Below are 13527 nucleotides of genomic sequence, written 5' to 3' on the forward strand. Positions count from 1 at the left end.
AGGTGCGATAATGAATGTACTAGTGATTGGCCGGGGTGGCAGGGAGCACGCTATAGCTCGTAAACTATTTGAAAGCGAGCGAGTCGGGACGGTTTTTGCGGCTCCTGGAAATCCAGGCATGATGGATGTGGCGACGCTTGTGCCAATTTGTGAAAGCAATCATGGGGAATTGATTGCTTTTGCCAAGGCAAATGACATTTCATTGACTGTGGTTGGACCAGAAACACCATTACTGAACGGGATCGTTGATGATTTTACGGAAGCGGGCTTAAAGGCTTTCGGTCCTAATAGCCGTGCTGCGGTCATTGAAGGAAGCAAATCATTTGCTAAAGATTTAATGAAGAACTATAACATTCCAACAGCCGAATATGAAACATTTACCGACTATGATCTTGCAAAGGATCATATCGAAAAAATCGGGGTGCCCATCGTAATCAAGGCGGATGGACTTGCTGCTGGGAAAGGCGTCGTTGTCGCAATGACGATGGAAGAGGCGTTGGACGCCATTCACGATATGCTTGTCGGCTCTAAGTTTGGAGAAGCCTCTGCCAAGGTCGTGATAGAAGAATTCCTTGACGGCGAGGAATTTTCGCTAATGGCATTCGTCAATGGGGATAAGGTGTATCCGATGGTCATTGCGCAAGATCATAAGCGGGTTTTTGATGGAGATCAGGGACCGAACACAGGTGGAATGGGCGCTTACTCACCGGTACCGCAAATTACTGATGAAATGGTTCAATCTGCAGTCGAAATGATTCTCAAGCCGACCGTAAATGCGATGATTTCCGAAGATCGACGTTTTACAGGCATATTATATGCGGGGTTGATCGCTACTGAAAAAGGAACGAAAGTCATAGAGTTCAATGCCCGTTTTGGCGATCCGGAAACGCAAGTGGTCTTACCGCGCTTGAAGACGGATTTCATTGAAACGCTCGAAGCGGTCCTTTCTGGAGCTGATTTACAACTTGAATGGCATGAAGAATCCGTTCTTGGTGTGGTCGTGGCAGCCGAGGGATATCCTGGTGATTATACAAAACAATCCATTATTAAAGGCTTGGAAAAGATTGATGATGGAGCCCATATTTATCATGCTGGAACAGCTCTCAATAGCGAGGGGGAGTTCATCTCCAACGGGGGGCGTGTTCTTCTGGTTGCAGCAAAAGGGAAAGATTTGGCCTCAGCCCAAGCTCACGTATATAAAGAGTTAGGTTGCTTGGGAAAATCAGGGTTGTTTTGGCGTACCGATATCGGTTATCGTGCAATCCAATACAATTTTTCTTGAAAAATGAAAGAAGCTGACTCTCATCGGAGTCAGCTTCTTCTATAGGAGCGAAAATTAATTGCTCTCTGATGGATGCGTGACTTTTTCCTGAATGCGTTCCTTCTTCATTGTAGCTTGCCCATTTTCCATAACATCTACGATTGGGCAATAGCGGAGGATACCTTCGCCTATTTTCATGGCAGACAGCATGACGACTACTAGGTAGGATTGTTTTTTCCATGGTTTTTTCACCATTTTTGCCGCTGCCCATGTGAGCAAGGTTAAACCGCAGGTAATGCGCATTAATGCATTAATTATACTGATATTTTGTTTGAATTTCATGATTATGTCCATCCCTTCACAAAAATTTAACAATATTCCGGTTAACATTACTGTTCTAATGAGACAAGTATGTTACTATGAAATAAAATTGGATTGAAAATGGTTTTTTTTATACATTTGTTTCTAAAAATTATGGGGGAATGTTTTATGCTTGAACAGCGCTATAGATGGAAAAATAAACATCTTAGAGAACATATAGATGTGCTGGATGGCAATAGGGCACCACACATTCTGCTTAAAAATACGACTTATTTAAATCAAGCTTTACGAAAATGGATGAAGGCGAATATATGGATATATGAGGATCGCATCATCTATGTTGGCGAAAAGCTTCCTGATAATATAGATAATTGTGAAATGGTCGATTGCACAAACCAGTATTTGGTACCGGGATATATTGAGCCGCACTCACATCCTTCTCAACTATATAATCCCCTTTCTTTTTCACGTTATGCATCTCATTTTGGCACAACGACACTAATCAATGATAACCTGCCATTTCTATTGCAATTAGAAAAAAAGAAAGCGTTTTCTCTTTTGAAAGAATTACGTAACATTCCTGTCACGATGTATTGGTGGAGCCGTTTTGACGGTCAGACTGAATTGATTGATGAAGATACGGTATTCTCCCATGGTGCGGTCAAATCCTGGCTGGAGCATGATGCCGTATTACAGGGCGGGGAACTGACGGGATGGCCGAAGCTTCTTGACGGGGACGACATGATGCTGCATTGGATTCAGGAAGCGAAGCGAATGAGAAAGAAAATTGAAGGGCACTTTCCAGGAGCATCCGAGAAGACGTTAGCAAAAATGACCTTATTCGGTGCTGACTGTGATCATGAAGCAATGACGGGTGATGAAGTCATGTCCCGCCTGTTGCAGGGCTTTTATGTATCGCTGAGGCATTCTTCGATACGTCCGGATTTGCCGAAGCTGATTTCCGAAATCCATGAACTTGGCATCGATCAATACGATAAATTCTTTTATACGACAGATGGATCGCCGCCATCTTTTTATGAGGGTGGTTTCATAGACTGCTTGATCAAAATAGCGATAGAGCACGGCGTACCTGTCATCGATGCTTATAATATGGCAACGATCAACATTGCTCGTTATTATAATATTGAGTACCTGCATGGAAATATTGCTACTGGAAGGGTGGCGAATATCAACTTCCTTACCGATATGATGGAGCCTGCGCCAGTTTCGGTAATGGCGAAGGGGAAATGGGTGAAGAAGGATGGTGAAGTCATTCCAGATGAACAGGAAATCGAATGGAGCGATTTCGATTTTAAGCCACTTGATCTTGATTGGGATCTTAGCTTAAAGGAGGATTTTGAGTTTTCAATGCCTTTTGGGATCGAACTGGTCAATAACGTAATTACGAAGCCTTACTCCCTTTCCAATGATGTGGGGCATGAAGAGCTGACCTTTGATGATGACGAATGTTTTTTCATGCTTATTGATCGGGAAGGGAAATGGCGCATAAATACGATCTTGAAAGGTTTTGCCAATAAGCTTTGTGGCTTTGCTGGATCGTATACAAATACGGGCGACATCATGCTGATCGGCAAGCGGAAACGGGATATGCATTTGGCATTTAAACGTTTGAAGGAAATTGGCGGTGGCATCATTTTAACGGAGCACGGCGAGGTGATCCATGAACTGCCTCTAAAATTACAGGGAATCATGTCTACCAAGGAGGTTCCTGAACTGATCGAAGAAGAAAATGAGCTGAAAAGCTTGCTATGCGAGAGGGGATATCGCTTCGACGACCCCGTGTACACACTTTCATTCTTTTCGACGACCCATCTTCCTTATATAAGGTTGACCCAGCGAGGCGTGTATGATGTTATGAATAAAACTATACTCTTTCCTACTATAATGCGTTAAAATATAAGAGAAGAAGATGCTAGTAAATCAGGGGAGTGGAAAGATGAATCTTAAGGGAGTTCTTTTCATCGTTTTGACTATTTTACTGTTGTCAGGCTGTTCGGCAAAAGAAGAACCTGCATTGGATGACAGTAAGACGAAAGACCAGGCTGTCAAAGAAAACACGGATGTGAACGATGAATCTCGCAATAAGTTTCCACTTACTGGTGTATCGACCGGTGAAAGTATGGAGCAACGGGCTGTAGCCGTGATGATTAACAATCATCCAAAGGCAAGGCCGCAATCCGGCCTCTCTGAAGCCGATTTGGTATACGAAATGCTCGCAGAAGGTGATATAACCAGATTTTTAGCCATCTTCCAAAGTGAAAAGCCTAGCCAGATCGGACCGATACGGAGCGCAAGGGACTACTATATCGAAACGGCTAAAGGCCTCGATTGCATCTATGTGTGTCATGGGAACAGCCCCGATGCGAAAACCATGCTCGACAAAGGGTATATTGATAACTTGAACGGATTATATTATGATGGTACTTTGTTTCAACGCTCGGACGATCGAAAGGCGCCCCATAATTCCTATATCTCCTTTTCTGACATTTTAAAAGGCGCTAAAGAAAAGGGATATGAAATGAAGGGTGCACCAGAGCCATTCACTTTCCTTTCAGAGAAAGAGGCAGCTGGACTTCAAGGAGAACCGGCACTCAGAGCCGAGATATCCTATGGTTTACAAGAGTATGATGTTGAGTATGAATACGATGCCACGGATAAGAAATATAAACGTTATTCGAATGGGGAGCAAACAGTCGAATATAAATCGAACAAACCGATTTTACTGGATAATATATTGATCATTGAAGCCACTCATCAAGTGATTGACGAAAAGGGACGTCGCAAAATCGATTTGAAAAGCGGCGGAAAAGGTTATTTACTTCAACAAGGGAAAGTGAATGAGGTAGAATGGGTTAATAAGGATGGGCGGATCATTCCAGTGAAAAACGATGAGGAAGCAGGTTTGGTCCCAGGGAAAACTTGGATCAATATCATTCCTGATCAACCTGGTTTAGGAAAGGATGTCTCATTCTGATACCCGTGAAATTGAGGGGGAGTAACATGCAAATTGATAAGTTAAGAGGAAAAGAAACGGATCAGCTGTTCAAGTCGATCCTTTCCTTGCGTGATTTGGACGAATGCTATCGATTTTTTGATGATTTATGTACAGTTAACGAGATATCATCTTTAGCGCAGCGTCTAGAAGTGGCACGGATGCTTGAGGAAGGTAAAACCTACCATAAGATTGAAACGGAAACAGGTGCAAGCACTGCTACGATTTCCAGGGTGAAACGCTGTTTGAACTACGGAAATGACGCATATACAATGGCTCTTAACCGCATTAAGGAAAACGTTGAGGAAACAACTGAATCTTAATGCTATCGATTTTTTATATGGTGAATTAGAAAAAGCCGAGGAATCCATCCCCGGCTTTTTCTTTTGAGTTCAGCACATGCCAGGTTTTGTTTTTAGACTGTTTCGTTCATGTTGAGGTTTTTTAAAATTGGCAAATTTTTTTTGGTGAAGAATTTATCGATACTTCTCTTTTTTAATGAAAAATCTTAATGCTATAATGGTGTAATGGAAAGTGTGAATGGAGGATAATAATGTACGATTTTCGCGAGTGGAAACATGTTTTCAAGCTCGATCCAAATAAAGAAATAAGTGATGAGGCGTTGGAAAAAGTCTGTGAATCCGGTACTGATGCAATCATGGTCGGAGGAACGGATGGAGTCACGCTTGAAAATGTGCTTCATCTGATGGCACGGATCAGACGGTATACGGTCCCTTGCGTAATGGAGATCTCTTCAGTTGAAACGGTGACGCCTGGATTCGATTTATATTTCATCCCAAGTGTCCTCAATAGCACCAATCCGGATTGGATGATGAAACTGCATCAGCAGGCAGTCAAAGAATATGGATATTTGTTGAATTGGGATGAGATTTTCGTAGAAGGCTATTGTATCCTGAATCCCGAGTGTAAAGCGGCGCAACTGACGGAAGCCAATGCCGATCTGGATATGGATGATGTCGGAGCCTACGCAATGATGGCTGAAAAGATGTTCAACCTGCCGATTTTTTACTTGGAATACAGCGGTGAGTATGGCGATGTCCGGATGGTGGAAGCGGCCAAAGAAAGCTTGGAGACTACCGTTTTATTTTATGGCGGTGGGATAAAGTCGGTTCAACAGGCAAAAGAGATGGCGGAGTTTGCGGATGTCATCGTTGTCGGAAATGTGATTTATGAGGATTTGAAGGTAGCACTTGCCACAGTTGCGGCAGTGAAATGAAAAAACGGAACAAATGTAGTATACTAAAACGAAAACGAATGTTCGTATAGGTGGTGTGATAATGCAATATTTAGCGGAAAAATTATTGACGGGTTTGAACGAACAGCAACAAAAAGCAGTAAAATCGACAGATGGCCCACTATTGATCATGGCTGGGGCTGGTAGTGGAAAGACGCGTGTGCTGACTCACCGAATAGCTTACTTGATGGTCGAGAAGGAAATAGCACCTTGGAATATTCTTGCAATCACGTTTACCAATAAAGCGGCACGTGAGATGAAAGAGAGGATTCGCGCCATATTGGGTGGGGCCTCGGAGGATATCTGGATTTCAACGTTCCACTCGATGTGTGTCCGCATTTTGCGTAGGGATATTGATCGAATCGGATTTAATAGGAACTTCTCGATCTTGGATACGACTGATCAGCAGTCGGTCATCAAGCAGATCATGAAGGAACGGAATATGGATACGAAGAAATATGATTACCGTGCCATACTGGGCAGTATCAGTTCAGCGAAAAATGAGTTGGTCGGTCCTGAAGAATATATGAAGACGGCATCGGATTTCTTCACTAAAATAACGGCCGATGTTTATACGGAGTACCAAAAACGTCTGCGGAAAAATTCAGCACTCGATTTCGATGATTTAATCATGATGACGATCCAGCTTTTCCAACTTGTACCGGAAGTGCTTGAGTATTATCAGCGCAAGTTCCAATACATTCATGTCGATGAGTACCAAGATACGAATAGGGCACAATATATGCTTGTTAAACTAATGGCTTCACGTTTCCGTAACCTTTGTGTCGTCGGGGATTCAGATCAATCGATCTACCGTTGGCGCGGTGCGGATATTGCGAATATCCTTTCATTTGAAAAGGATTATCCGAATGCCAACATGATTTTTCTTGAACAGAATTATCGCTCGACGAAAAAGATTTTGGAAGCGGCGAATAAGGTCATCGATAACAATCAAAACCGAAAGCCTAAAAACCTTTGGACCGAGAATGCAGATGGCAATAAACTATTTTATTACCGAGCGGATAATGAACAAGGCGAAGCGCAGTTTGTAGCCGGGAAGATCAATGAGCTAGTTCAGGACGGCAGCAGAAAATATTCCGATATAGCGATTCTTTACAGAACAAATGCGCAATCCCGTGTGATGGAGGAAGTGCTGCTTAAATCCAATATTAACTATGCAATCGTCGGCGGCACCAAGTTCTATGACCGGAAAGAGATTAAGGACTTACTTGCTTACCTCCGCCTGATTGCCAATCCTGATGATGACATCAGCCTTCGCCGTGTGATCAATGTTCCAAAACGCGGTATTGGTGCAACTTCCATGGATAAAGTCGCAGATTATGCGAATCAATATGATGTTTCCATTTATAAAGCACTCGAATCTGTGGAAATGGTCGGAATAAGCGGGAAGGCCACCAAGGCTGCAAGGGAATTCCATACGTTAATTACGAACTATACGAACCAGCAAGAGTACTTATCGGTGACGGAACTGGTGGAAGAAGTGATCAAGAAAACCGGTTACCGAGAAATGCTGCAGGCAGAAAAAACGATTGAGTCACAAAGCCGGCTTGAAAATATAGATGAGTTTTTATCCGTTACGAAAGCTTTTGAAAGTAACAGCGACGACAAGTCATTGGTCGGTTTCTTGACAGATCTGGCGTTAGTGGCCGATATTGACCAGCTTGATGAGAATTCCGAAGAGGCTACAAATACGGTAACGTTGATGACGCTGCATTCAGCGAAGGGATTGGAATATCCGGTAGTCTTTTTACTTGGGCTCGAGGAAGGAGTTTTCCCTCATAGCCGATCGCTCATGGATGAAGAGGAAATGGAAGAAGAACGCCGCCTTGCTTATGTAGGAATTACAAGGGCTGAAAATGAGCTATTCATAAGCAATGCCCAAATGCGGACATTGTATGGGCGTACGAGCATGAATCCCGTTTCACGTTTCATTGGTGAAATACCTGCGGAGCTTCTTGAAGACCTCAAACCGAAACCTGCTCCAAGAGCAAGGCAAACACCTTTCAGTTCGGCGAGAACGGGGACTTCTTCAGCAGTCTCGACAAGAAAAATCCCTTCATTCGGAAGGGCTGTGTCTGCACCATCTGCAACGGGCGGTGAAGAGATTGGCTGGGCTGTCGGTGACCGTGCATCGCATAAGAAGTGGGGAGTAGGTACCGTTGTGAGCGTTAAAGGGGAAGGTGAAGGAAAGGAACTGGATATTGCCTTTCCAAGTCCAATAGGCATCAAGCGCCTATTGGCGAAATTTGCACCAGTTGAAAAAGCTTAAGCTATTATTATGCTTCTGCTGGTAAAGAATAGGGATATCTGACTTTAGACACCGCTCTTCTAAATAGAAGTGCGGTGGAGTCTTCTTTAGAAAGGATTGAACGTATGGACATTAATGCTGCAAAGAAGAAAGTGCTCGAACTGCAAACGTTATTGAACCAATACAGCTATGAATATTATGTGATGGACCAACCATCAGTGCCTGATGCTGAATATGACCGACTGCTCCGTGATCTTATTGAGTATGAGGAAAAATTTCCTGAGCTGCAAACGCAAGACTCTCCGACACAACGGGTCGGAGGAGCGATTTTGGATATGTTTGAAAAGGTGGAGCATACGACACCGATGCTTAGCTTGGGAAATGCTTTCAATGAAAGTGACCTGCGCGATTTCGATAGGAAGGTCCGCCAAGCTGTTGGTGATGATTTTTCCTATGTGTGTGAACTGAAAATTGATGGACTTGCCGTCACGCTGCAGTATGAGAATGGATATTTCGTAAGGGGGGCAACCAGGGGAGATGGAACGATCGGCGAGGATATTACGGCCAATCTGAAAACGATCAAATCAATTCCATTGAAGCTGCGGGAGCCCATTACAATAGAAGTGCGCGGCGAGGCATTCATGCCAAAGAAATCATTCGAGTCTCTGAATATGGTTAAAGAGGAACGTGGTGAAGAACCGTTCGCAAACCCGCGGAATGCGGCGGCTGGTTCATTAAGGCAGCTTGATCCAAAGCTTGCTGCGAAAAGGAACCTCGATATTTTCCTTTATGCGATTGCGGATTTGGGTGAAACGGGCGTCCTAACCCAAAGTGAGGGCATGGATCTATTGGATCGCCTGGGGTTCAAGACGAATCGGGAAAGAAAAACATGCTCCAATATAGAGGAAGTGCTAGCCTATATAGTAGAATGGACGGAGCAGCGGCCAAACTTAGCTTATGATATTGATGGAATCGTCGTAAAAGTAAATTCCCTTGAACAACAAGGTGAATTGGGTTATACTGCCAAAAGTCCGCGCTGGGCCATTGCATATAAATTCCCAGCGGAAGAAGTCATTACGACACTAAGGGATATCGAGCTGAATGTTGGCCGTACCGGTGTCTTGACGCCAACTGCCATTTTGGATCCAGTTCGGGTGGCGGGCACGACTGTCCAACGGGCATCGCTGCATAATGAAGACTTGATTCGTGAAAAGGACATCAGAATCGGAGACCAAGTGGTAGTGAAAAAAGCTGGCGATATCATCCCAGAGGTGGTCAATGTACTGGCAGAGCGCCGCACTGGGGATGAGGTGGAGTTCCATATGCCGACTGAATGCCCGGAATGCAGCAGTGAGCTCGTCCGTCTCGATGGGGAGGTTGCTTTACGCTGCATCAATCCAAAGTGTCCAGCACAGATACGGGAAGGGCTGATTCACTTTGTATCCCGGACGGCAATGAATATAGACAGCCTAGGTGAGAAAGTGATCAGCTTGCTGTTTAAAGAAGCGCTGATACAAGATGTGGCTGATATTTATAAGCTTACATACGACCAACTGATTGCCTTGGAACGGATGGGGGAAAAATCGGTCAATAAACTCCTTCAAGCGATCGAGGCTTCAAAAACGAATTCATTGGAAAAATTGCTTTTCGGCTTGGGGATTCGGCATGTTGGGTCGAAAGCGGCCAAAACATTGGCTCGGGAATTTGGCACGATGGAAGCCTTAAGTAAAGCAACCCGTGAAGAATTAACGTCCATTAATGAAATAGGTGATAAGATGGCGGACTCCATCGTTGCATATTTTGAATTGGAAGAAGTCCATGCGCTATTGAATGAGCTGGAAGCTGCAGGCGTGAATCTTGCTTACAAAGGGGCAAGAGCTGTACCCGTTGAGGAAATCGATTCATTTTTTGCCGGGAAAACGGTTGTGTTAACTGGTAAATTACATCAGCTAACACGAAATGAAGCAAAAGAAAAATTAGAGGCGCTTGGAGCTAATGTTGCTGGAAGCGTCAGCAAGAAAACCGATTTGGTCGTAGCTGGGGAAGATGCAGGATCAAAACTGGATAAAGCCGAGAGTTTAGGCGTCCTGGTTTGGGATGAAGAGAGACTGATTGAGGAACTAAAAAAATAAGAGGTGTAGCTATGAGGAAACACTCTATTTTGGGGATGGTTCTTATACTGCTTCTTGCTGGGTGTGCGCCTAGTTTCGAGGAAAAGCAAGAGGTAGTCCAAGATTCCAAAGACAAAAAAGAAACGGCAATCATTCCGAAGTATAAAATTTCGGAAGAATATTATCAAACAATCCTTCCATTTGAACCATCAAAGGCCCGCGGTTTAGTCGTATCGAACTTAAATACGCGCTACGATATTGAAGAGTTCGAAAATGGACTGATGCGGTTGGCCCAAACCCAATTCGATCCGGAAGATTACCTGTTTCAAGAGGGGCAAATGCTGGATAGTTCCACGATATCTTCCTGGCTGAATAGAAAATATACAGATAGTCAGTTGAAAGAAAAGGATATGAAACCCGCACAGAATGAAGGTTTGAATCCAGTTGATCCAGGTAAAGGTGACATCGATAAGCGGAATGAAGAAAATCCGATTTATCTTGCTCATATTTTAGAACATAATTACTTGGTCAAAACAAAGGATAACTCGGTAAAGCTTGGCGGAGTCGTAATAGGTCTTGCATTGAATTCAGTGCATTACTATCAAAAAGAGGCATACGGTGCCACCTATGAGAAAAAAATTGATAGTAAAGAGCTAAAGCAAGAAGGGGAGAAAATTGCTGCAGAGGTTTTAAAAAGGCTGCGTAAGATGGACAAGTTGAAAAATGTCCCGATTACGATTGCCTTATTCGAACAGAATGAAAAATCCTCAGTAGTGCCAGGGAATTTCGTTTCTTATACCAATGTCGGCCAAAACTCCAATAGTATTGGAAAGTGGAATGACCTGAAAGAAGAGTATTTCCTATTCCCTTCAGCGGGTGCTGAAAAGAAAAACCGGGATGACGTCAATACCTTCACGAGCTTCAAAGAAGATGTCGAAGAATATTTCCCTAACTTTAACGGAGTCATCGGCAGGGCGTTTTATATGGATGATCAATTACAGAGCTTGAACATCGATATCCCCATTCAATTTTATGGGAACTCGGAAGCAATTGGCTTTACCCAATATGTAGCTGGACTTGTAATGGAACGTTTCCCTAAATACATTTCCGTACAGGTATCGATTACTTCTGTCAATGGGCCTGAAGCGCTCATTGTCCGTGAGGCGAATCAGGACGAACCAACCGTGCATATATATGAATGATCAAAGATGAAGCTTAACGGCTTCGTCTTTTTTTTTAGGAAGCAAAATAAGCGGTGAAACCTTCCATATCAGGAAGTGATGTCGCAAAAATAGGAAAAGGTTTGTCGAATTTTACGTACTTAATGCCATTTCCCCGGAAATTCCGTCAACTTTCTCATATTTCCCGGAAAATATCATATTTTCGTTATCGAATATTTGATTTTCGACATTGTATCTCCTGTTGCTTTACTGTGTAATAGTTTGATATGATTTAAACGATGATTTTATGGAGAAAAGCGGCGAATTTCAGTCGATTTGGATATTTTTTCGGAGGTGAAGAGAATGTCACGTATTTCAATGGAACAAGTTAAACACGTTGCCCATTTGGCACGTTTGGCCATTACGGAAGAAGAAGCGAAGCAATTTCAGCATCAGCTTGATCAAATGATTTCATTTGCGGAGCAGTTGAATGAGCTTGATACAGATCAAGTGAACCCGACTTCTCACGTTTTGGATATGAAGAATGTAATGCGGGAAGATGTTGCAAAGCCTGGATTGCCAGTGGAAGAAGTAGTGAAAAATGCACCGGATAGCAAAGAAGGATATATCCGTGTACCATCCATAATTGAATAAGGAGGGACAATGATGTCGTTGTTCGAACAAAAGGTTTCTGAGCTGCATGAGCGCTTACATAAGAAGGAGATCAGTGTTACCGATCTCGTTAACGAATCGTATAAGCGAATTGGCGAGGTAGAAGACAAGGTGAATGCATTTTTGACTCTTGATGAGGAAAACGCCCGCACTCAGGCAAAACAATTGGATGACCAATTGGTAAAAGGCGAGAACGAAGGCGCTTTATTTGGTATGCCAATCGGAGTTAAAGATAATATTGTCACGAAAAATTTAAGGACGACTTGTGCGAGTAAAATTTTGGAGAACTTTGATCCGATTTATGATGCAACCGTCGTGCAAAAGTTACAAAAAGCCGAAACGGTGACCATCGGTAAATTGAATATGGATGAATTTGCGATGGGGTCTTCAAATGAAAATTCAGCCTATCAGGCCACACGCAATCCATGGAACACGGATTATGTACCTGGCGGCTCTTCTGGCGGCTCTGCTGCATCGGTCGCTTCAGGTGAAGTCCTATTCTCTTTAGGCTCAGATACTGGTGGATCTATCCGCCAACCTGCGGCATATTGCGGTGTAGTCGGCCTGAAGCCTACATATGGACGGGTATCACGCTATGGGCTTGTGGCATTCGCGTCTTCATTGGACCAAATCGGACCGATTACAAGAACTGTAGAAGATAATGCCTATTTGCTTGAGGCTATTTCAGGTGTAGATCCAATGGATTCCACTTCCGCCAACTTGGACGTGCCGAATTTTGTGAATTCATTAACAGGCGATGTTCGTGGTTTGAAAATTGCCATACCTAAAGAATATTTAGGTGAAGGTGTTGGTGAAGAAGCGCGTAATTCCGTTTTAGAAGCGTTAAAAGTATTGGAAGGACTTGGAGCTGAATGGGAAGAAGTATCCTTGCCGCATAGCAAATATGCCTTAGCTGCCTATTATCTGCTTTCCTCATCGGAAGCCTCGGCTAACCTTTCCCGCTTCGATGGAGTTCGGTTCGGACACCGTACGGATAATGCAGAAACGCTTATAGAGATGTATAAACAAACGCGTGCCGAAGGATTCGGTGACGAAGTGAAACGCCGTATCATGCTTGGAACGTTCTCCTTAAGCTCAGGCTATTATGATGCTTATTATAAAAAGGCTCAAAAAGTACGTACCCTAATCAAGCGGGACTTTGAAGATGTTTTTGAGAAGTATGATCTAATCGTTGGCCCGACCACGCCAACTCCAGCATTTAAAATTGGGGAAAAAGTTGACGATCCATTAACGATGTATGCGAATGATATTTTAACGATTCCAGTGAACCTTGCTGGTGTACCAGGGATATCCGTGCCGTGTGGATTCGGTGCGAACGGACTTCCGCTTGGACTTCAAATGATTGGAAAGCATTTTGATGAAAGCACGATTTATCGCGCTGCACACGCTTTCGAGCAAGCAACAGATTTTCATAAACAATTTCCTAAGCTGTAAGGGGTGAAAA

11 protein-coding genes are annotated in these 13527 nt (G+C 43.5%); 10 read left to right on the forward strand and 1 reads right to left on the reverse strand.

The genetic code is table 11. The features are described 5' to 3' along the window. The first annotated feature begins 10 nt into the window (after positions 1–10). Complete coding sequence (gene purD / locus ABE28_RS01940) at positions 11–1282, forward strand: phosphoribosylamine--glycine ligase (RefSeq protein WP_064462257.1); 1272 nt, start codon at positions 11–13, stop codon at positions 1280–1282. 54 nt (positions 1283–1336) lie between these two features. On the opposite strand, the gene ABE28_RS01945 is transcribed toward purD, so the two are convergent. Then, positions 1337–1603: a YgaP-like transmembrane domain gene (locus tag ABE28_RS01945; RefSeq protein WP_064462258.1), complete on the reverse strand. Its 267-nt coding sequence runs from the start codon at positions 1601–1603 to the stop codon at positions 1337–1339. Between the two features lie 147 nt (positions 1604–1750). On the opposite strand from ABE28_RS01945, the gene ABE28_RS01950 reads away from it, so the two are divergent. The 9 genes from ABE28_RS01950 (at position 1751) to gatA (ending at position 13517) form a co-directional block, all read left to right on the forward strand. Beyond that, complete coding sequence (locus ABE28_RS01950) at positions 1751–3496, forward strand: adenine deaminase C-terminal domain-containing protein (RefSeq protein WP_064462259.1); 1746 nt, start codon at positions 1751–1753, stop codon at positions 3494–3496. Between the two features lie 43 nt (positions 3497–3539). Beyond that, positions 3540–4577, forward strand: coding sequence for a DUF3048 domain-containing protein (locus ABE28_RS01955; RefSeq protein WP_064462260.1), 1038 nt, complete (start codon positions 3540–3542; stop codon positions 4575–4577). A gap of 26 nt (positions 4578–4603) precedes the next feature. Beyond that, positions 4604–4918: a YerC/YecD family TrpR-related protein gene (locus ABE28_RS01960; protein WP_057913894.1), complete on the forward strand. Its 315-nt coding sequence runs from the start codon at positions 4604–4606 to the stop codon at positions 4916–4918. A 230-nt stretch (positions 4919–5148) separates the two neighbouring features. After that, complete coding sequence (locus tag ABE28_RS01965; protein WP_064462261.1) at positions 5149–5832, forward strand: heptaprenylglyceryl phosphate synthase; 684 nt, start codon at positions 5149–5151, stop codon at positions 5830–5832. A 61-nt stretch (positions 5833–5893) separates the two neighbouring features. After that, positions 5894–8140, forward strand: a complete 2247-nt coding sequence (gene pcrA, locus ABE28_RS01970) for a DNA helicase PcrA (RefSeq protein WP_064462262.1) — start codon at positions 5894–5896, stop codon at positions 8138–8140. 104 nt (positions 8141–8244) lie between these two features. Further along, positions 8245–10251, forward strand: a complete 2007-nt coding sequence (gene ligA / locus ABE28_RS01975; RefSeq protein ID WP_064462263.1) for an NAD-dependent DNA ligase LigA — start codon at positions 8245–8247, stop codon at positions 10249–10251. 11 nt (positions 10252–10262) lie between these two features. After that, positions 10263–11432 (forward strand): CamS family sex pheromone protein, encoded by a 1170-nt coding sequence (locus ABE28_RS01980; RefSeq protein ID WP_064462264.1) that lies wholly within the window; start codon positions 10263–10265, stop codon positions 11430–11432. Between the two features lie 321 nt (positions 11433–11753). Then, positions 11754–12044 (forward strand): Asp-tRNA(Asn)/Glu-tRNA(Gln) amidotransferase subunit GatC, encoded by a 291-nt coding sequence (gene gatC, locus ABE28_RS01985; protein WP_034306082.1) that lies wholly within the window; start codon positions 11754–11756, stop codon positions 12042–12044. A 12-nt stretch (positions 12045–12056) separates the two neighbouring features. After that, a complete protein-coding gene (gene gatA / locus ABE28_RS01990; protein ID WP_064462265.1) occupies positions 12057–13517 on the forward strand; it encodes an Asp-tRNA(Asn)/Glu-tRNA(Gln) amidotransferase subunit GatA in 1461 nt (486 codons plus the stop codon). Positions 13518–13527 lie beyond the last annotated feature (10 nt).

Origin of the sequence: Peribacillus muralis (genome assembly GCF_001645685.2) — a bacterium.
Taxonomy (GTDB): Bacteria; Bacillota; Bacilli; order Bacillales; family DSM-1321; genus Peribacillus; species Peribacillus muralis_A.